General features: G+C 58.8%; 19 protein-coding genes. 16 read left to right on the plus strand and 3 right to left on the minus strand.

Annotated elements, in window-relative coordinates; translation table 11 throughout:
- The 13 genes from SMC1_RS10635 to SMC1_RS07220 form a co-directional block, all read left to right on the plus strand.
- Positions 1 to 478 (plus strand): hypothetical protein (locus SMC1_RS10635; protein ID WP_165849307.1); only part of this gene is annotated, 478 nt, incomplete at its 5' end.
- A 104-nt stretch (positions 479 to 582) separates the two neighbouring features.
- On the plus strand, positions 583 to 1,464 hold the full coding sequence (locus tag SMC1_RS07165) for an ice-binding family protein (protein WP_119086098.1): 882 nt from the start codon (positions 583 to 585) through the stop codon (positions 1,462 to 1,464).
- A 222-nt stretch (positions 1,465 to 1,686) separates the two neighbouring features.
- Positions 1,687 to 2,256, plus strand: a complete 570-nt coding sequence (locus tag SMC1_RS11120; protein WP_207799350.1) for an S-layer homology domain-containing protein — start codon at positions 1,687 to 1,689, stop codon at positions 2,254 to 2,256.
- A gap of 19 nt (positions 2,257 to 2,275) precedes the next feature.
- Positions 2,276 to 2,482, plus strand: coding sequence for a hypothetical protein (locus SMC1_RS07175; RefSeq protein ID WP_119086100.1), 207 nt, complete (start codon positions 2,276 to 2,278; stop codon positions 2,480 to 2,482).
- Between the two features lie 243 nt (positions 2,483 to 2,725).
- Positions 2,726 to 3,619 carry a glutamate formimidoyltransferase gene (ftcD, locus tag SMC1_RS07180; protein WP_119086101.1) on the plus strand — a complete coding sequence of 298 codons (894 nt, stop codon included), beginning with the start codon at positions 2,726 to 2,728 and terminating at the stop codon, positions 3,617 to 3,619.
- Between the two features lie 26 nt (positions 3,620 to 3,645).
- Positions 3,646 to 4,944, plus strand: coding sequence for an imidazolonepropionase (gene hutI, locus SMC1_RS07185; protein ID WP_119086102.1), 1,299 nt, complete (start codon positions 3,646 to 3,648; stop codon positions 4,942 to 4,944).
- Between the two features lie 68 nt (positions 4,945 to 5,012).
- Complete coding sequence (gene gcvT / locus SMC1_RS07190) at positions 5,013 to 6,134, plus strand: glycine cleavage system aminomethyltransferase GcvT (RefSeq protein WP_119086103.1); 1,122 nt, start codon at positions 5,013 to 5,015, stop codon at positions 6,132 to 6,134.
- A 53-nt stretch (positions 6,135 to 6,187) separates the two neighbouring features.
- A complete protein-coding gene (locus tag SMC1_RS07195) occupies positions 6,188 to 7,357 on the plus strand; it encodes a pyridoxal phosphate-dependent aminotransferase (RefSeq protein WP_165849308.1) in 1,170 nt (389 codons plus the stop codon).
- A gap of 25 nt (positions 7,358 to 7,382) precedes the next feature.
- Positions 7,383 to 8,204 carry a transketolase gene (locus tag SMC1_RS07200; protein ID WP_413814608.1) on the plus strand — a complete coding sequence of 274 codons (822 nt, stop codon included), beginning with the start codon at positions 7,383 to 7,385 and terminating at the stop codon, positions 8,202 to 8,204.
- A 1-nt stretch (position 8,205) separates the two neighbouring features.
- A complete protein-coding gene (locus SMC1_RS07205) occupies positions 8,206 to 9,177 on the plus strand; it encodes a transketolase family protein (protein WP_119086104.1) in 972 nt (323 codons plus the stop codon).
- A gap of 402 nt (positions 9,178 to 9,579) precedes the next feature.
- Positions 9,580 to 10,506, plus strand: coding sequence for a TlpA family protein disulfide reductase (locus SMC1_RS07210; protein ID WP_126855188.1), 927 nt, complete (start codon positions 9,580 to 9,582; stop codon positions 10,504 to 10,506).
- Positions 10,503 to 11,714, plus strand: coding sequence for a cytochrome c biogenesis CcdA family protein (locus tag SMC1_RS07215; protein WP_119086106.1), 1,212 nt, complete (start codon positions 10,503 to 10,505; stop codon positions 11,712 to 11,714). The genes SMC1_RS07210 and SMC1_RS07215 overlap by 4 nt, the downstream gene beginning before the upstream one ends.
- On the plus strand, positions 11,711 to 13,363 hold the full coding sequence (locus SMC1_RS07220) for a copper amine oxidase N-terminal domain-containing protein (protein ID WP_119086107.1): 1,653 nt from the start codon (positions 11,711 to 11,713) through the stop codon (positions 13,361 to 13,363). The genes SMC1_RS07215 and SMC1_RS07220 overlap by 4 nt, the downstream gene beginning before the upstream one ends.
- Before the next feature lie 511 nt (positions 13,364 to 13,874).
- Here SMC1_RS07220 and SMC1_RS07225 read toward each other — a convergent pair.
- From SMC1_RS07225 to SMC1_RS07235, 3 genes are all read right to left on the minus strand, one after another.
- Complete coding sequence (locus SMC1_RS07225; RefSeq protein WP_119086108.1) at positions 13,875 to 14,774, minus strand: nucleotidyl transferase AbiEii/AbiGii toxin family protein; 900 nt, start codon at positions 14,772 to 14,774, stop codon at positions 13,875 to 13,877.
- A complete protein-coding gene (locus tag SMC1_RS07230; RefSeq protein WP_165849309.1) occupies positions 14,771 to 15,385 on the minus strand; it encodes a type IV toxin-antitoxin system AbiEi family antitoxin domain-containing protein in 615 nt (204 codons plus the stop codon). The genes SMC1_RS07225 and SMC1_RS07230 overlap by 4 nt, the downstream gene beginning before the upstream one ends.
- A 364-nt stretch (positions 15,386 to 15,749) precedes the next feature.
- Positions 15,750 to 17,081 carry an ATP-binding protein gene (locus SMC1_RS07235; protein ID WP_207799351.1) on the minus strand — a complete coding sequence of 444 codons (1,332 nt, stop codon included), beginning with the start codon at positions 17,079 to 17,081 and terminating at the stop codon, positions 15,750 to 15,752.
- Positions 17,082 to 17,388: 307 nt separating this feature from the next.
- On the opposite strand from SMC1_RS07235, the gene SMC1_RS07240 reads away from it, so the two are divergent.
- The 3 genes from SMC1_RS07240 to SMC1_RS07250 all read left to right on the plus strand — a co-directional run.
- Complete coding sequence (locus tag SMC1_RS07240) at positions 17,389 to 17,613, plus strand: ribbon-helix-helix protein, CopG family (RefSeq protein WP_165849310.1); 225 nt, start codon at positions 17,389 to 17,391, stop codon at positions 17,611 to 17,613.
- Positions 17,610 to 17,864 carry a type II toxin-antitoxin system RelE family toxin gene (locus SMC1_RS07245; RefSeq protein WP_119086112.1) on the plus strand — a complete coding sequence of 85 codons (255 nt, stop codon included), beginning with the start codon at positions 17,610 to 17,612 and terminating at the stop codon, positions 17,862 to 17,864. Before SMC1_RS07240 ends, SMC1_RS07245 begins: the two co-directional genes overlap by 4 nt.
- Positions 17,865 to 18,062: 198 nt before the next feature.
- On the plus strand, positions 18,063 to 19,471 hold a 1,409-nt coding region (locus SMC1_RS07250), incomplete at its 3' end, for a hypothetical protein (protein WP_133299410.1).

Consider the following 19,471-nt stretch of genomic DNA (forward strand, 5'->3'; position numbering starts at 1 on the left):
CATCACGGTCGCCGACAAGACGTTCGTCATCGCTCCGGCAACACAGATCAAGTATCATGGTAAGGCAATGACGACGGCTGAGATAACTGCTAAGCTGTCTGCAGGCAAGCTCTACGCTACCGTGCAGGGGACGACGCTGACCGATAAGACCCTCCGCGCCGCGTTGATCATCGTTCAGGATGGGGCTAGCAGCGAGCAGGCAACCGCCAGCAACGAGCAGACAAACCCCAGCAACGAACGGGCAGCCGCCACCAACGAGCAGCAGGTACGTGGCAAGGTCACAGTCGTGACGGCCACCACGCTGCACATCGACGGGTTCGCCAATGACATCATCCTCAATGCTGACACCAAGGTGGAACAGGTTGGTGCCGGGAAGCTGGACATCACCGCCATCAAGGTCGGGCAGACCGTCCAGGTCCACGTGGTTCTCTCCGGTACCGCATACCTCGGGCAGCAGGTCCACATCGAAGACAAGTGATTCGCACGTTCCGGTCATTCCAAAGCTCGCGTGGACTGGGTTCCACGGCGCTGCCACCGTCATCGTCATGGACGCCGACAGCACATGCTAGAGAGGAGGAACACATGAGGAGAGTTCTCGCAACACTTGTTGCGCTATCCTTACTTATGTCCATGTTCACCGGTGTCTTCGCACCTGTGCCCGAGACAAGGGCGGCCGGACCGGCAGCAGTGCATCTTGGAACGGCGGGTAATTTCGTGATCCTGGCAAAAACAGGAATCTCAACTACTGGATCCACCCACGTGACTGGAGATATTGGAGTGAGTCCAGCCGCCGCGAGTGCCATAACCGGATTTGGATTAACAATGGATAAGTCGAATACATTTTCGACATCATCTTTGGTGACTGGCAAAGTATATGCAGCCGACTATCATCCTCCTACTCCACATAACATGACCACGGCTGTAAGCGACATGGAAACCGCGTACACTGCTGCTGCCGGAACGACAGCCCCTGCTCCTGTTGTCGGACTGGGTGCTGGAAATATTGGCGGATTGACCATCGCCCCTGGCGTCTACAAATGGAGCACCGGGGTTACCATACCAACAGATGTCACCCTTTCGGGCGGCGCAAATGATGTCTGGATTTTCCAGATAGCGCAAACGCTCGATATCAGCTCCGCCAAGAAGGTTATCCTGAGCGGCGGCGCCCAGGCCAAGAACATCTTCTGGCAGGTCGCTGGCCAAACGACACTTGGAACGACGTCTATCTTCAATGGAAATATACTGGATCTAAAAGCGATTGTGCTGAACACCGGCGCAACGCTGAACGGCAGGGCACTCTCACAGACCGCAGTTACGCTCGATGCCAGTACCGTTTCGGCTGCTACGCCAATAGTGACACCTCCGCCCGTAGTGCCCTGCTCCTGCGCCCACGGTGGTGCTTGGACTCAATCCACTTACTCTTCCGCTCCAGATCTGCCGCGAAAGCGAGATCGTGCTCGATGAAAGCTGGACCAAAGGCTCGGCCCCGTTCACCTGGACGGTCAACTTCGGTGACGGGACGCCAGTGGTCACGGGCTCCGCAACGGATCAGCCGACTGATCGTTCGTCACCTGTACGCAGCTGAGGGTTCATATCACGGTCAGTGTCACGGTCACCGATTCCACCGGGAAAATGGACTCTATCTCACAAATACTGAAAGCCGTCATCTGCGGCGCGCCCGGAGAGGTGTACCACCACACGTTCTTCATCGGCTACCCAGATGGACTGTTCAAGCCGGAACGTAACGTCTCAAGGGCAGAAGTCGCCGCAGCGGTGACCCGTGCTCTTGGACTCGGCTGGTCCGACACCAAGCCTTCCTACCCGGACGTCTCTGCGACCCACTGGTCATCAGGGAATATCCAGATCATGAAAGACGAAGGTATCATGATCGGCGACGTTTCAGGAACGTTCAGGCCTGATGCGTTCATTACCCGCGCCGAGGCAGCTGCTGTCTTCCTGCGGATGCTGAAGGTCGCACCATTCTCCAACCTGACAGTCTCCTCCTTCAAGGACGTCCCTGCAACTCACTGGGCACTTGGCTACATCGAGTCCATGCAGAAGTACGGGCTCATCACCGGGTATCCGGACGGAACATACAAGCCAGACGCCCATATCCTTCGTTCAGAGTTCACAGCAATCGCCGACCGCGCACTCGGTCGTGAGATCAGGTGCGTCTTCGCAGGTAACCGGACTGGGTGGAAGCATCGTTTGGCCGGATGTTGCTACCAACCACTGGGCGTACCTCTACATCCTTGAAGCCTCGACCCCCCATACGGTGGAACAGGTAAACCGCCTCAACCGCAACATCGTCCTCAAGTCAAAGACGGTCCCTCTGTTCTCTGACGGCACGTCGCCCGTCACCATCCATAAGGTGGGAGATGTCCTGACCGCCATTGTCCCTGTCGATGGTCTGCTCCCGGATGGAACTGCCCCTGCCGCCCGAAAGGTCACCGTGGTCATCACCATCAAGCTCGTACCATAGACCCTGACTGCAGCAGAACACAGCAGTAGACATGAGGCCCCGGCGGACAACCGCCGGGGCCTTTCTGCTGGTCGTTGCCTTCGTCTGTCAAGGGCACGAGCCCCTTCATGGAGAACTGGCGTGAGACGTGAATGCAGCATTGCAGGCTCCAAGTGGTCCCTATTTCCTTGCGGCGCCTCGGTGAAACCGATATACTAATAAGGAACCATATTCGCAGTCCTTTGACGTGAGCGGGGGTGTGACGTGAACAAGGTCATAGAGTGTGTTCCCAACATCAGCGAAGGCAGGGACACGGACAAGATCAAGACCATTGCCGGCGTCATCGAACGACCAGGAGCGAGACTGCTGGACCTGTCGTCCGACCCCAATCACAACCGGACCGTCATCACGTTGGCAGGTGAGCCCCAAGCGGTCGCCGAAGCAGCATTCGATGTGGCCAAGGCAGCAATCGCAAGCATCGATCTGACGCACCATCACGGCGAACATCCTCGTATGGGCGCCGTGGACGTCATCCCGTTCATTCCTGTCGGCGGCGTGACGATGGCGGAATGCTGCGAGATTGCAGAGCAGGTCGGTAAGCGTATCGGTCAGGAGCTGAACGTGCCCGTGTACCTGTATGCGGAGTCTGCCAGGGTACCACAGCGCCGCATGCTGCCCACCATCCGTGAAGGGGAGTTCGAGGGCTTCGCCGAGAAGATCAAGGACCCAGCATGGCAGCCGGACTTCGGCCCCGCGGAACGTCATCCGACCGCGGGATGTGTCGCCGTGGGCGCGCGCAACTTTCTGATTGCGTACAACATCGAACTGGACACCAACGACGTCAAGATTGCCAGCCGCATCGCCAAGAGCATGCGCGAGTCGTCGGGCGGTCTCATGAACGTGCAGGCCAAGGGAATGTTCCTCGAAGACAAGCAGAGGGCACAGGTGTCGATGAACATCCTCAATTTCGCGACGACACCGCTGTACCGCGTGTTCGAGCTGGTCAGGATGGAGGCGGCGCGCTACGGCGTCGGCATCGTCGAGAGCGAGCTCATTGGTCTGGCTCCGGCACAGGCGTTCATGGACGTGGCATCCTACTATCTTCAGTTGCCGGGGCTGAGCAGGAACGCCCTGGTCGAAACACGAATCTACGAGTAGTGTCGAAACCACGGGAGGAGAACGTCATGGCACAGCCGATCATTGCAGACCTAGTCATCCGGAATATTGGTGAGCTGCTTACGATGAAGGGGGTGGACGATCCGGTCGTTGCGCCTACCGCGGGGGACCTGGGCATCGTCAAGCGTGGCGAGGTCGCCGTCAAGGACAGGAAGATCCTCTACGTGGGTCTCAAGGACGGCGGTTCCTACATCGTGGGTCCGCAGACGATGATTATCGATGCCGAGAACAAGGTCGTCTGTCCTGGGTTCGTCGACTCCCACACCCACGCCATCTTCGCCGGCACGCGCGAGGATGAGTTCCTCATGCGTCAGCAGGGCAAGTCCTATGCCGAGATTCAGGCTGCGGGCGGTGGCATCGTGAAGACCGTCCGGGCCACGCGCATGGCCAGTGAAGAGAAGCTGCGGGATGCGGTGAAACGCAACATCTTCAAGCTGTCGCGCTATGGGTCGACCACAGCGGAGATCAAGAGCGGCTATGGGCTGAACACCGAGGAGGAGATCAAGCTCCTGCGCGTCATCAAGGAAGTGGCGCTCGAGACCGACATCCTCATCGTCCCGACGCTGCTCGGAGCGCATGTCGTCCCTCCCGAATACGTTGTCAGGCGCCACAAGTACGTGGAACTCGTCGCGAGGGACATGGTCCCCATGGTGCACGAGAACCATTTGGCGATCTTCGTCGACGTATTTGTGGACGAGTCAGCATTCACGATCGAAGAGGCTCGCGACATCCTCAAGGCCGCCCGTGACCACGACATGCCGCGCAAGCTCCATGCCGACGAGATGGCGGATGACCACGGTGCCGAGCTGGCAGCCGAGATGGGATGTGTCAGTGCCGATCACCTCGTCTGGACCAGCGAGAGGGGCATGAAGGCCCTGGCGAAGGAGGGTGTTGTCGCGACACTCATGCCGGGCACCGTGCTTTCGCTGGGAAGCATGAAGTTCGCGGATGCGCGCGCGTTTATCGAGCATGGCGTTCCGGTCGCTCTCGCGACGGACTACAACCCGGGGACCTGTATGTGTCCCAACATGCTGCTCATCATGGCGCTGGGATGCCTCCACATGAAGATGACCGCCGAGGAAGTCCTGGTCGCAGCGACCATCAACGGTGCCGCCGCTGTCAATCGGGGCATGCAGACCGGTTCGCTGCGCGAGGGCAAGGACGCGGACCTGCTCGTCCTCGACATCGATACCTACAAGGAGATCCCCTATCGTTTCGGGGAGAACTTCGTCCGGTATGTCGTAGCGGGGGGAGGGGTCATCAAGGCTCCCAAGGTCTTCAAGAAGAAGTATTTCCAGGAGAGTTAGCACACTATCCGGGGCAGACCCGTCAGAGGGTGCCTGCACCCCATTGAATCGAAGCAGAGGAGAAGAACATGGCAAACGCAGTGCGTACGCCGCTGTACGACGAGCATGTGAAGCTCGGGGCAACGATGGTCGAGTTTGCGGGCTACGAGATGCCGATTCAGTACACGAGTATCATCGAAGAGCACAAGGCCTGCCGCACGGCCGCGGGACTGTTTGATGTCTCACACATGGGCGAGATCGAGGTCGAAGGACCGGATGCCGAGAAATTCGTGAGTTACATCTCCACATGGAACGCAGCCCTGCTCGAGCCGTACGAGATCAAGTACGCCGAGTTCCTATATCCGGGAGGGACGGTCGTCGACGACTTCTTCATCTACAAGTACAGTGCGACGAAGTTCCTGCTGGTCGTCAACGCCGGCAACTACGACAAGGACCTCTCATGGGTCATGGGTCACAACCAGGGCGACATCACCATCACCGGAGCGACGGCCAAGTATGCCGAAGTGGCCCTGCAAGGACCAAAGGCGGAGGATATCCTGAAAGGCATGACCCCCGCGGACATCGTGAACCTGGGGTACTTCCACTTCCTGGAGACCACGGTTGATGGACGCAAGTGCATCGTGTCGCGCACTGGCTACACGGGCGAGGACGGGTACGAGATCTACTTCGCCCCTGCCGAGGCATCGTACCTGTGGAATGCCATCCTGGACGCCGGCAGGCCGCTCGGCCTCGTCCCCAACGGACTGGGCGCGCGTGATACGTTGCGCTTCGAGGTGTGCTACTGGTTGTACGGCCATGACCTTGACAACACGATAGCGCCGCTCGAATCCGGGCAGAACTTCGTGATCAGCTGGGACCATGATTTTGTGGGCAAGCCCGCACTCCTCGCCATGAAAGCAAAGGGTGTCTCGCGCAAGTGGATCGGCGTGAAGATGAACAGCAGGGCCATCCCGCGCAACGGGTTCGACTGCCTGGCAGGCAACCCCGAACTGCCCGTCAAGATCGGCTATGTGACCAGCGGCAACTACTGCCCGACCCTGGGTGGCTCCTATGCCCTGTGCATGGTCGAGAAGGACGCGGTGAAGGTTGGCGATACGGTCTATATCCCGATTCGCGGAAAGGCCGAGGCAGGCATCGTGGTCAAGCGGCCGTTCATGCAGCCCAACGCCGGGCATAAACACGATAGGTAACTAGCCGCACGATTGCGCGTGAGCGCTGAATCATCTGCCGGGAGGTAGAGGACATGCTGAACGTAACGAAACGCGTGCAGAGGGCTGGCGGCGAGGGAGCCTTCCTCGTCATGGCCAAGGCACAGGAACTGGAACGTCAGGGCAAGAGCATGATCTATATGCAGATCGGCGAACCCGACTTCAACACCCCCGAGAACATCAAACAGGCCGGCATCCGGGCGATCGAGCAGAACTACAGCCACTACTCGCCGACGATGGGCCGCATGGACTTCCGCAAGGCGATCGCGGAGTACATTAGCAGGACCCGTGGCCTCCCAGTCACGGCTGAAGAGGTGCTGGTCAGCCCCGGGGCCAAGGACGTCATCTACTCGGCGTGCATGACCCTGCTCGAGGACGGCGATGAGGCCATCTATCCTAATCCCTCGTATCCCATCTACGAGTCGATCATCAACATCTCCGGCGCCAAGGCTGTGCCCCTCCCGATCATCGAGGAAAAGGACTTCAGCTTTGACCGTGATACCTTCGTCAAGCTGGTCTCGCCGCGCACGAAGCTTGTCGTCATCAACTCTCCAGCCAACCCGACCGGCGGCATCATCGCGCGCGAGGACCTGGAGCTGGTCGCCGAGATGGCCAAGAAGTACGACTTCTATGTCCTGTCGGATGAGATCTACTCGCGTCTGGTGTTCGAGGGTGAGCACTTTTCCATCGCGTCGCTCCCCGGGATGAAGGAACGCACGATCATCGTGGACGGCATGTCCAAGACCTACGCCATGACCGGGTGGCGCCTTGGCTATGCAGCCGGCCCGCGCGAGCTCATCGAGTGGATGTCCAAGATCATCGCCAACACGGCGTCCTGCACCGCCACGTTCACACAGATTGCCGGCATCGAAGCGCTGACCGGCCCGCAGGACGACGAGGAGACCATGCGGCAGGAGTTCCTGGCCCGCCGGGAGATCATTGTCGAGGGCCTCAACGCCATCCCCGGTGTTACCTGCCGCAAGCCGCATGGCGCCTTCTATGTCTTCCCCAACGTCAAGAGCTTTGGCCGCTCATCCCAGGAGATTGCCGACGAGCTGCTCAACAACGCGGGCGTTGCCTGCCTGGCCGGGAGTAGCTTCGGCTCGTTTGGCGAGGGCTACCTCCGCTTTTCCTACGCGACATCGCGCGAGAACATCGCTCTCGCTCTCGGCCGTATCCGCACAGCCTTGACTGAACTGAAGTAGGAGTGAGCAACCAACCATGGAAACGATGCTGACGATCCAGGAACTGAAGCACCTTGCGACCGAGATCCGCAAGGACACGCTGCGCTCAATCACCACGGCCGGTTCAGGGCATCCGGGCGGCTCGCTGTCGGCCGCCGACATCATGACGGCCCTCTACTTCCGGGTGGCCAACCTCGCCACGCCCACCGACCCCGACCGTGACCGCATCTTCTGGTCCAAGGGGCACATCGCGCCACTGCTGTACACTCTGCTTGCCTACAAGGGCTTCTTCCCCAAGGAAGAGCTCATGACGCTGCGCAAGTTCGGCTCACGCCTGCAGGGACACCCCAAGAAGGATAGTCCTCCGGGCGTCGAGACGTCGGGCGGCTCGCTTGGCCAGGGGCTCTCCATCGCCGTGGGCTGTGCATATGCCGCCCGGTACGACAAGCTGCCAGTGCGTGCCTACTGTCTCACCGGTGACGGAGAGATCCAGGAGGGCCAGATCTGGGAGGCACTGATGGCAGGTGCGCACTTCAAGCTGGACAACCTGTGTGCCATCATCGACAACAACGGCCTGCAGATTGACGGCCGCTGCAGCGACATCATGGGCATCGACGACGTCGGCGCCAAACTGCGCGCGTTCAACTGGCACGTCATCAGCATCGACGGCAACGATATGGAGCAGTGTGTGAAAGCGTTGGACGAGGCGAAAACGGTCAAGGGGCAGCCCACGGCCATCGTTGCACATACCATCAAGGGCAAGGGCGTCTCGTTCATGGAGAATGTTGTCGGCTGGCATGGCAAGGCGCCGTCCCAGGACGAGCTGGCCCAGGCCATCCGCGAACTGGACGCACAGGAGTGTGAGTGATATGGCGACTGCACACAAGGACATTTGCGGCACCCTCGAAGGCAAGGCCACGCGCTTCGGCTACTCGGATGGCCTGCTGATCCTGGGTAAGGAGGACCCGCGCGTGTTCGTGCTCGACGCCGACCTTGCCAAGTCGACCACGAGTGAACGCTTCAAGAAGGAGTTCCCCGACCGGTTCATCGACTGCGGCATCGCCGAGGCGGACATGGTCGGCATCGCTGGCGGGCTGTCGCTGATGGGCAAGGTCCCGTTCACGTCGACCTACGGCACGTTCATGGTCGACCGGGCGCTGGACCAGATACGGGTCACGGTCGCTTATGCCGAGCTGAACGTGAAGATCGTCGGCGCACACGGCGGCATCAGTGTTGGTCCGGACGGGGCGACCCATCAGGCCCTGGAGGACCTGGGCACCATGAGGATGCTGCCCCACATGACCGTCATCAACCCGTGTGACGTGAACGAAGCCCGCAAGGCAACGCTGGCAGTCGCCGCCATGCAGGGCCCGGCGTTCATCCGACTGGGTCGGGAGTCGGTGCCGATTCTCACAGACGACACCACACCGTTCGAAATCGGCAAGGGCATCACCTTCGAGGACGGTGACGATGTCACCATCGCCGCGACCGGCTACATGGTGTACGAGGCTCTGCTCGCCCACGAGGAGCTGAAGAAGCAGGGCATCCATGCCCGCGTCCTGGACATTCACACCATCAAGCCCATCGACCGCGACCTCCTGCTGAAGGCTGCCCGCGAGACGGGCGCCGTCATCACCGCAGAGGAGCACCAGGTCATGGGCGGGTTGGGCTCTGCCGCGGCCGAGGTGCTTGTCCAGGAATGCCCTGTGCCCATGGAATTCGTCGGCATCAAGGACCGCTTCGGCGAGTCCGGTACCCCCGACGAACTGCTGACTGCCTTCGGCTGCCGCCACACGGACATCGAGGCGGCGGTGCACAGAGTGTTGAAGCGGAAGAAGTAACATCGGATACTGCCTCTGTCATTCCCGCGAAGGCGGGAATCCATTCTGCCATACGTCATTCCCCTTGCCTCCGTCATTCCCCCCCGAGGATGTTGTTGTATCCGAGGGGTGCTCTCGGCGAAGGCGGGAATCCATCCTTGCATCGCCGCGTGAGTCCCCGCCTCCCTCCGTCATTCCCGCGCCCCCCGTCATTCCCCCGAGCCCTTTTGTTCAAGGCGAGGGGTGCTTCTCCGCGAAGGCGGGAATCCATCCTTGCATCGCCGCGTGAGTCCCCACCTGCCTCCGTCATTCCCGCGCCCTCCGTCATTCCCGCGAAGGCGGGAATCCATCCTTTGGTCCGTCGTTGGCGTGCTGGTGGTTCTAGCGGCGTGGACCTGTGCCGTTGTGCTGGCAAGGAGTACGGTGAGCCCCGCAGCAAGTCTCAGGGCGCTGATCCCGGAGGCGATCGTGAAGCGTGCAGACGACCTTCCAAGCGCCGTACCGGGCAACTGGCTGTTTGAGGTGTGGGCAGCGTCAACGGAGGAGAGTGGCACATTGGAAATCCTCTACACGACAATGATTGCCAATCCGCTGGCAGGCGGCGGATTGTCGCGGTTCCTGCTCCAGCGAGGGTCGCTGAGCGTAGGGATCACCGTCGATCCTAGTATGACGATACAGCAGGTGCGCATCCTGTCCCCTCGCAAGCTCGTCGGGGCTGCGAAGTCTACTGCCTCATATCTCGCGGGATGGCAGGGTATGTCGTTCTTTCAGGTGCTGACAGCAGCCGAAGGGTTTGAGCCGCGAGGCGGCGGAGCACTGACCGAGCCGATCGGGGCGCTGGTGCGCAATCTTGCCACGTCGGTGTACCTTCGGGATATGGGGCAGGAGGGTTTCGACCGCTTCATGGCTCAGGTGAAATCCCCGGGGCTGCGGGTGGGCTTCCCCTTCCCGTACTTCACGGCTCAGACCTGGAGCGGAGTCCAGTTCAACCTGGGACAGCTCACCGGCAAGAGGGTGCTGGTGCTGTTTACCCAGCCTACCTGCGGTTCCTGCTATGAAGCGACCATGAGTCTGCTCAACACGGTTGCAGCGCGCAAGCTGGACATCACGCCGGTCGTCTTCGTTGTTGGTGACCCCCAGCTTGACCCTGTCAAGCGGTTCGCGCAGGAGGCCCCTTCGAGCGCCATCCTTATCTCCGATCCCAACTCGGAGTTGGCGCGCTCGGTCCATCAGACGCTGACGCCGTATGCCGTCATCCTGGACGAGGACCATACGGTGCAGTACAGCGGCGGTTCCGATGAGAACAGCGGCGTGTACCAGTCCCTGGAACAGCTGGCAGGCGCGCAGTGACCAGGAACACGGCGTGGCGCGCTGCTGCGTTTCTTGCTGCCATGCTCATCGGCGTCTGCATGATTGGCGTCCCCGTGCGTGCGGTCGAGCAGACGACGCCACCAAGCGCCACGAGCGTTCCTCTCGTGTACTACTACACCGTGGGGTGCAGCGAGTGCCGTGCGGTCGAGGAGTATCTGGGCGCGCTCTCCAAGAAGTATGACTTCTACGTCTACAAGAAGGTGGATGCACTGGACAGCACCGGGGCCAAGGTGCGCTCAGCGCTCGACACCTCCTATGGAGTGCCCGACGCGCAGCGTGGGATCGCACCGACCATTTTCGTCGGCGACAAAGTGTTCCTCAGGGAGTCTGCCATCAAGACCGGACTGGAGCAGGCGCTGAAGTCCTCCACTCCTGCACTGCGTCAGCACCTGCTGGATGCCTGGAAGACGGCCGAAGCGGGTGACGGCACCGGATCCACCGACCTCTTCAAGACGTTCAGTGTCCTGACGGTCATTGGCGCGGGACTGCTCGACGGCATCAACCCCTGTGCCTTCGCGACCCTCATCTTCTTCATCAGCTACCTCATCATGCGGTCCAAGTCCAGGCGAGACATCCTGTTTGTTGGGCTGGCGTTCGCCCTGGGCGTGTTCATTGCCTATCTTGCAGCAGGCCTTGGGCTGTATCAGCTAGTGTCGCGCGCCACGTGGTTCTTCGCGCTCAGCAAGTGGTTCTACCTCGCAATCGGCATCTTCGCCGGGGTGATCGCCGTGCTGTCGGTGCGGGACGCATGGCGCGCCCGGCATGGTGACCTAGGCGACATGACGCTGCAGCTGCCGGAACGGAACAAGGGCATGATCCACGGGCTTATCCGCAATCAGGCACGCACTGGGTTCGTTGCCACCAGCGCCTTCCTCGTCGCGTTCCCTGTTTCGCTGTTCGAGTTCATGTGCACTGGGCAAACGTACCTGCCGACCATTGTGCTCATCTTCAGCCAGAGTGTCCTCAAGCAGAGAGCAGCGCTGCTCCTTGTCGTGTACAACCTGTTGTTTGTTCTGCCGCTCGTCCTGATCACCGTCATTGCATACCTTGGCGTCACCAGCGACCATCTGGTCACGTGGCTCAAGAGGAATGCGGCGCCGGTCAAGGCGGCCACGGCCGTCCTCTTTGTTGCCCTCGCGGGGTTCCTCATTGTGCGGGCACTGACATTGTTTGGGGTGATACGATGAGAAGAAGCTGCACCTGTGGAATCCTGCGCCTCGTTGCCTTCCTGACCATCTGCACGATGATTGTGGCCGGCATTGCTGCGCCTGTGGCGAGCGCCCAGTCCAGCGCCGGGTTCGTCACGCTCAAGACCTTCCCCGCTGCCGTGACCGCTATCGGCACGCTGGGCGGCGCAACGCCGACGGTCGTCGTGGCGACGCAGAACGCCGGCATCTACAGCATGTCGGGCACGTCGACGGTCTTCCGCAAACTGCCTGCCCAGCTGGACCTGATGAGGCTGACCAGCATCGCGGTCCTCGAGCCCGACCGGTGGCTTATCGGTACCGACGGCGACGGCCTGTGGCTGGTGAAGGGCGAAGGGACGTCCTTTGACCGTGTCACGACACTGGGCTGCACGCGCGTGGCACGCATCGTGCAGGACCTTCGGGACCCCAACGCGCTGTTCATCGCGTCGCTCTGCACGGGTCTGAACTACTCGACCGACCGCGGTGTGACGTGGAAGTCGGTGGGCGAGGGTATCGCGTCGTCTCTTGTGACCGACGTCATGCGTCTGGACGGCGACCGCATCGCCGTCTCTTCACAGGACGCGGGCGTGTTCGTCTCCGTCAACAACGGGACTTCGTATGTCAAGACACCCTGTCCCATCAAGAATGTTTCTTCGCTTGCGTGGAGTGCCGCCGCCACGACGCTGTTCGCCGCAGGGGGCAGCGGAGTCGCGATGACAATGGACGCGGGTGCTCACTGGACCAGTCTGCCCAGCCCCGGCACAGTGACGTCGCTGGCGGCTCTGCCGTTGGGCGCTGTTCTGGTCGGTACTGCCGAGCGCGGCGTGCTTCGCTGGGAGAGTCCCTCCAAGGCATGGTGGGACGTTGCCCAGGGTACCGGCGTCACGTCGGCATCAACGATGGTCTGTACAGGAACGACATTGCTGGTCGGTGGGGTCACGGGTGCTCTTGTACGTGCCGACCTCAGTGCGCCCGTCGCAGCGGTAGCGCCGGCAGCCCTGGACCTTGGCAGCATCCCGGTCAACCAGGCGCGCTCGGCGACGTTCGCCATCACCAACCTGGGAGCGGGCACCCTGGACTGGCGCCTCGAGAACGTTCCCGGCTATGTCACGGTGACTCCGCAGACCGGCAGGGGCAACGGGGCGGTGACTGTCCGCGTCGAAGGCGGCAGCCTGGGCAAGGGACCATACCAGAGTCTGCTCAAGGTCGTGACCAACGGCGGAGACCAGGCGGTCACGCTTCGCTTCAGCATTGCCGCCGCTGCCTCGGTGCGTATCGTTCTGACAGTCGGGAAGCTGGCGGCCACGGTGGGTGGGAGAACGGTGACGCTGGATTCAGCTCCATACATCGACAGGGGGAGCGGCTGTACCATGGTGCCCATCCGCGCTATTGTAGAGGCGCTGGGCGGTTCGGTGACCTGGAAGGCTGCCTCCAGGAGTATCATGATACGGCTGGGCACGACCAGTATCGTGCTGCGCATCGGGGCGATGAGCGCGACAGTGGATGGGGTAGCCAAGCTAGTAATAGTACCTGCTACCATCATTGGTGGCAGGACGATGGTCCCGGTCCGCTTCGTCGCCGAGAACCTTGGCTGCACGGTGGGCTGGAACGCCTTGACTAGGACGGTGACGATCATACGACTAGGTTGAGCATGCCGCACCTCCGTTATTCCCGCCCCCTCCGTCATTCCCGTGCCCTTCGTCATTCCCGCGAAGGCGGGAATCCATGCATCGTGGACTCCATTCCCTTTGTTCTCATCCAGAGGACCAGCAGTATTCTGCAATCCTTCACGTACTTGTTGGATGAGTCGATGCGTGTCTGTTGCCTCACTGACGTGGGGTCAGCTGGTAATTGCGCACTCAGTGATACATCGGTGAGATGAGGCAAGACCCGCCCATCAACATCCCATGGACAGCGAAGACTGGATTCCCGCCTGCGCGGGAATGACAGATGGAGGGACAGAATGGATTCCCGCCGTTGCGGGAATGACGGAGTCCAGTGGGAATGACAGCTATGTGTGGGTCGCAGTCGGCGAGCCAATCCCTTGAAGCGATTCATGATGGTCACCCAGCCGTCGAGGTGCAGGGCGATGTACTCCTCCGGGGCATGGCAAGTGTACCAACGGCAGCGCTTTGCCAGCTGATCCCTCTAGATCCAAGATCACGATCCTTCTACTGACCGCTTCGGGAGTTCGCGAAGCACTCGCAGGTAGAACGACCTTACGTCCTCACATGCCTCTTCCACGTCTGTTGAAATGCCACATTCGCTGGCCATGGTAGCGAACGGGGTTGCCCACGAGCTGGGGGGATCACCGAGCGCTGTGGGAAGGCGAGGTTGTCCGCGTCTGCGGAAAACACTGATGAGAGTGTCGAGAGTATAGGCTGGATCGAGTGTGCCGTCCTTCAACAGTAGCACCATGTCCACAAGATCCTTGACGCGGCTGTTGGGGTGTTCGCTGTCTCTGGGCGTCGCGTAGGCGTGCAATTTCTCGGCGAACTGCTGTTCTCGAGAAAGGACGGGTACCATCGCAGCGGCAACGCCCGCGAAACCCAGCCAGTCTTTGAGCACAATGGTCTGAAGAGGCATTACAATGGTATCCCCGATCGCTACGTCCAGATGAAATGTCAGAAACGGTCTGCCTCCGACCCTGCTCTCGATGGGGAAGCGCGCTCCACCGTATGGTAGCCCTTCCATCTCCATCATTGGGCGTCCCACGGCAAACGCGAAGTAGTCATGTGCATCCACAGCGGCAGATGTTCTGAGAAAGGCCATTGTTGCATCAACAGGGGTAAATCCGGGCGTATCTTCGGGCGAGGTCCTGAGGACGAGGTCGAGGTCGCGAGTGGATCTGGCGATGTCGAGCTGGATTTCCAGTGCATAGCCCCCTTTCAGGGCCCATCGCTCACGATCCTGCATGGCCAGGCGTGACAGGAATCGATCGAACGCGACTCGTCGCCTAAGGCGTTGCAGGTCGATATCCTCGGTAGCTGCGCGATCCTTCAGTCGTGCTTCGAGAGCGATGCGAAAGGCGCTACCAGACCCATAGGACTGCGGATTCATGACTTCTCCAGGGCTCGTCGCAGTTGAGCTGTCAGGGAGATGGCCGGTGCCCACTCTGGTGTTGACATGAGCTCGGTGGGGTCGACGAGGCCTCGGTGTACAGCTTGGACGGCTGCTTCCAGCAGGAGCTCGTCTGACAGCATCCTGCAGTCGGCCAGGTCACGCAGGGTCCGCAGTGGGCGTGTGACGCTGTACCCTTCCATCTGTTCGACATCGGATTCGATGAGCAGTCCACGGTGGATGATGAGGATGCCGGGAAGCAGTCCCCTGCGTCTAAACGTCGGAGGCACCATCATGTGCAGTCTTGACGGGTTCACATCAGAAAGGTTATAGACCGACAGTGCGGTCGCATGGGAGTAGGTGCCCTGAGGCCGACCTGACCGGTCGCGCGACCACAGATTCCACAGGACGAGATCTGGACGGTCTGTTGGCGGATAGTCCGTCAGACGATAGATACCGTGGGCTTCCCTCTGCCAGTCGCCTCGACGTACGTGATAGGCGCATAGTGCAGAATCGTAGCCAGCGGCGTGAGCCTGCACTGTCGTGAAGTACCCTTGCTGTGTTACCAGTATGTCATAAAGCCGCTTGCGTGACGAAGCTGGATCATTCATCTCGTCTGCACCAAACCTTAACTGAGTTAAGGTATTGTACAACGGGGTCATTCATGTGCAACTCCGTCGATTGGGGTCAGCTGGTAATTCCAGCCCAAAGTGGTAAGTTCAGCACCCGGGACGGAAACAAGCCGAAAAGACAAAGCAACGAATGGATTCCCGCCTCCCTCCGTCATTCCCGCGTAGGCGGGAATCCATGCATCGTGAGGTGGAGTGAGACATTAAAGTGTCGCCCTTTGCGTACATTATAGTATTGCCATTTCGTTGCAGAGGTTGATTCCATGAGCGTTTAAGGTGATGACGGCCCATTCGATGGACCAGCGTTTGCAGATCGCCCCGCTTGGCAGATGTTGTGCAGACAGATTCATGACGCTCCATACTTTTGATTTTTGCTTTTGGGTTTATCTGGAAGCGTCATCTTCAATTTGCCGCTTTCCAGCAGCGGCTTGATCAAGGAACTCATCATATAGAACCTTGAAAGCCCGGTAAAGTTGATGAGCTCTTTCCTTGAGCGTGGCGTTCTGCAAAACTCAAGAAGTCGATCCTCTGAATTATCAGTCTTTTCAGAGACAAGTTGTTGTTTACCGGGATAGGCGATACCATTTTTGAATTCGACAATGAATTCGCCTCTCTTGACTGCAAAAACAGGATCAGGCAAGCCAACAGCCTTCATCTCTTTACGAATAGTGGGGATACCCGAATAACGATTTTCGGTTGTGTTCAGCAGTTCCAGTACGTTGGCAAGGGTTGGATTTCTGGTATCTGGGCGGACTTTTCCCAGGGAGTCTATTGAAATCCGGCCGTACAAACCGCCACTGTTTATGATTTCCATGCGGTCACTGTACATGATAATGCGAATCGGTACGTTTTCCGTATGGACACTGTAGTCTCGGTGTATTAATGCGTTTAAGACTGCTTCACGGACGGCAATCATCGGGTATTCATCCTGGTCGTTCCTCTTTCCATCTTCACTGATAATGGTTCTTGTCCGGCCGTTTCTGCGAACAAAACCAATGGCATCATTCAGCATTTCGGGAATTGTGCCCGTAATACGTTCGTTTGCAATAAAGCGTTCTCCTCCGCTTCCGGTGTCGCCCATTTCCGTACCGGGAACCACCACAGCGGTAATATAGAGTTGCGGAAAATAGGCTTGTGGATATTTGGAGAATACCACGACTCCTGCCAGTGTAGGAATGCCGCCTATTGTGATCCCCATAAGTTCCATGATCTCTTTGTCTGTTACATGTTCTGATAGATTCTTTCGTTCCTTTTTGAAAGAGAGCAGATATTGGTCCAATAGGTTCTGATCAAGAAGAGACAGTCTGGCATTTTCCACCAGTCGCAAATCGTCCCTTACTCTTTTGCGAAATGCCTCATAGCTGTAGATTTCATATTCGCTCATCAATTCATCCGCTTCTCCAGCGCGGATATAGGAGGCCTTAATCTTTCCCACACCTTTATAGAAAACAGGCCGTGCCGCAAGATCTGCACTAGGGATTTCAGCAGAAACGATGGTTTTGCTATTGACTTCGCAAACAGTGAAGAGAGGGCGGACAGGAGGTTCCATCTGTTTGCACTGCTCTACAACCTTGTGCTGCAAATCCTGTACATCATAGACGCCCGCTATTTCAAAGTGCTTTTTTTCGTCCAGGCCAAACTTGTCAACTTTGTGGCAAGTTATCTCGAAATAGAGCAACTGGATGTTATTTCTGGCAACAATTTGGCAACTGAGTTGGCATGTTCTGATATGGGGTCAGCTGGTAAATAGACTAGGTGGTACATCGAGAAGGACAAAGAATGGATTCCCGCCTTCGCGGAGAAGCACCCCTCGCATGGGAATAAAGTGCTCGGGGGAATGACGGGCGGATGCGGGAATGACGGGCGGATGCGGGAATGGCGGAAGGTGCAGCCAACAGCATCGTGAAGCTGGTGTGCCTTGAATACATGAACGTCCTGCATATAATTGCATTGTATTGCACTGTATGGCAATCGGGAGGTGTATGATGCCGGCAAGCGAGACCCTGGCGATACGTATCACGCCAGAACTCAAGGAGCGTCTGGAGAATATGGCCAAATCATCCAGAAGATCGAAGGCATGGGTAGTGAGCAGGGCTCTCCAGCTCTACCTGGAGGACTTGGAGGATGTTGAGGTGGCTGATTCACGCGTCATGGATACGTCCGACGAAATTCTGTCTGTCGACGAATTCCACAAACGCCATGGTCTATGAGAGTCCTTGTCAAGGACTCAGTGTACAAGGACCTGTTGGGACTGGAGAAGGACAGGAAACGCCAAGGTGTGCTGCTTGATGCCGCTATTCAAGGCATATCCGAGCAGCACAGCGGCGCCATTAAGAAGTTGAAAGGCGGACTCAAGAACTACTACCGTCTTGAACTCGGCAACATCAGGGTCATCTACTACCGCCGGGGAGACGAAGCCATCATCGTTCGCATCGGTAATCGCAAGGACGTTTACCGTTGATAGCACCCGTCTGCGTGATTGGCTTCGTTGATGAGAAACGACGATATGGGGTCAGCTGCTCATTTCCGCCGCCTTCCGTCATTTCCGCATCCGCCCGTCACAGAAAGGCAGGCAGGACATCAGGGAGATGGTTGGCACACTTTGTGTATACTACATGGTAGAAGAAGTATTCGCCCATGCCGCAAAGGAGATTACCTGATGAAGAAATCCCTGTCTGTATTCGTTGCTCTTGTCATGGTGCTCAGCCTGTTCGCAGGCGTTGGCGCCCGTTCGGCATGGGCAGACGTGACGCTGACCGTGACGCCATCCGGCAACTTTGTCGGCGGCGTTGATGCCAGGGGCGCAACGCCTGTTGATGCTGTTGGTACTGTTGCAAGCATCACTGACGGCACTCACGCTGTTGTAGATGTGACCAGGGTAGGCGCCGGCACGTTTGGCGCAATACCCAATGTCAACGTTCTTCGAGCCACTGCGGCGACGTCTACCGATCCAGACTGGGCCACATCAGGGGACCAGTCGATCACTTTCGGCGGGGGCTACGCATTCGTTCCCGGCGATAGTATTACTGTTGCTGCTGCCACGAGGAATGGCGCCGGCACGATCATCTCCTGCAACACCCCGACAACGCTGGCACAGGTTCATGTGACGACTGCTGCTGTCGGCACCATTGGTCCTGCTGTCAAGAAAACTGTTGGCACTACCTCCTCCACTGATTTGACTTGGGGGATTGCCGGCAGTCACACCATCACATTCACCAGTACTGTGTTGCTGAATGCTCTCGACGTCCTTGATGTCTCCATGGTCCGGGCAGTTGCAGAAGTTCCAGCGGTGGCTTTCTTGATGCTCGGTGGTGCCGTTACTGCCGGGAACGTGGCAAGCGCCACATGGCAGGATACTACGGGAGCATCCCACACTGCATCCTGTACGGCGGTGGCGGGCGACACCCTCGCAACGGTTACCACTCGGTTGATAGATGCCATAAACGCAGTGGCTGGCGCCAACATTATCGCAACCAATGCCAGCGCCTCAGCGATTATGTTGACGCAGAGGGTCGCCGGCACTGTGGGCAATGGCAGGAAGCTTACAACCGGCACGACTGCCATCGCCGCTACTCTCACTATTCGCACGCTTGGTGGACTGACTTCGCCGGTCTTAGTTGAAATGGGCAAGACTGTTCAGCTGGTTGCCGTTGACCCCACTGGTGCAATTGTCACTGCTACATGGACGTCCAGCCTGCCAGCAGTCGTAACTGTCAATGCTGGTGGATTGGTGACGGCAATGAGGGATTCAGGGGTCGTGCTGGTCACTGCCAGCTATGGTATGTACACCGGTTCGTTTGTGGTCATTCCTATTTCTCCGCAGACGATCACCAGGCTTGCCGTGGGTCTCGTTCCTGCCCGCCTCAAGGTAGCTGGTCAACAGCAGTTTGGTGCTATTGGCGCGAGTAAGGCGTATGGTAGCCTGGATTATACGACGCAGGCAGTCTGGACAGATACACTTCGTGTCGCTGCTGTTTTCAGCGTTGCGCCGGCACAGGGTCTTCTGACATACAGAGCAGCTGAAACCGGCACTGTTTCTGCGCACGCTGCCGGCCTGACGACGACGGT

It is taken from the genome of Candidatus Cryosericum septentrionale (genome assembly GCF_003570995.1).
Lineage (GTDB): Bacteria > Caldisericota > Caldisericia > Cryosericales > Cryosericaceae > Cryosericum > Cryosericum septentrionale.

Excerpts from the sequence above, each read along its gene's own strand:
- SMC1_RS07165 (WP_119086098.1), top strand. The coding sequence starts at position 583 with ATGAGGAGAGTTCTCGCAACACTTGTTGCGCTATCCTTACTTATGTCC.
- hutI (WP_119086102.1), top strand. The coding sequence starts at position 3,646 with ATGGCACAGCCGATCATTGCAGACCTAGTCATCCGGAATATTGGTGAG.
- gcvT (WP_119086103.1), top strand. The coding sequence starts at position 5,013 with ATGGCAAACGCAGTGCGTACGCCGCTGTACGACGAGCATGTGAAGCTC.
- SMC1_RS07195 (WP_165849308.1), top strand. The coding sequence starts at position 6,188 with ATGCTGAACGTAACGAAACGCGTGCAGAGGGCTGGCGGCGAGGGAGCC.
- SMC1_RS07200 (WP_413814608.1), top strand. The coding sequence starts at position 7,383 with ATGCTGACGATCCAGGAACTGAAGCACCTTGCGACCGAGATCCGCAAG.
- SMC1_RS07205 (WP_119086104.1), top strand. The coding sequence starts at position 8,206 with ATGGCGACTGCACACAAGGACATTTGCGGCACCCTCGAAGGCAAGGCC.
- SMC1_RS07220 (WP_119086107.1), top strand. The coding sequence starts at position 11,711 with ATGAGAAGAAGCTGCACCTGTGGAATCCTGCGCCTCGTTGCCTTCCTG.
- SMC1_RS07225 (WP_119086108.1), bottom strand. The coding sequence starts at position 14,774 with ATGAATCCGCAGTCCTATGGGTCTGGTAGCGCCTTTCGCATCGCTCTC.
- SMC1_RS07230 (WP_165849309.1), bottom strand. The coding sequence starts at position 15,385 with ATGAATGATCCAGCTTCGTCACGCAAGCGGCTTTATGACATACTGGTA.
- SMC1_RS07240 (WP_165849310.1), top strand. The coding sequence starts at position 17,389 with ATGCCGGCAAGCGAGACCCTGGCGATACGTATCACGCCAGAACTCAAG.
- SMC1_RS07245 (WP_119086112.1), top strand. The coding sequence starts at position 17,610 with ATGAGAGTCCTTGTCAAGGACTCAGTGTACAAGGACCTGTTGGGACTG.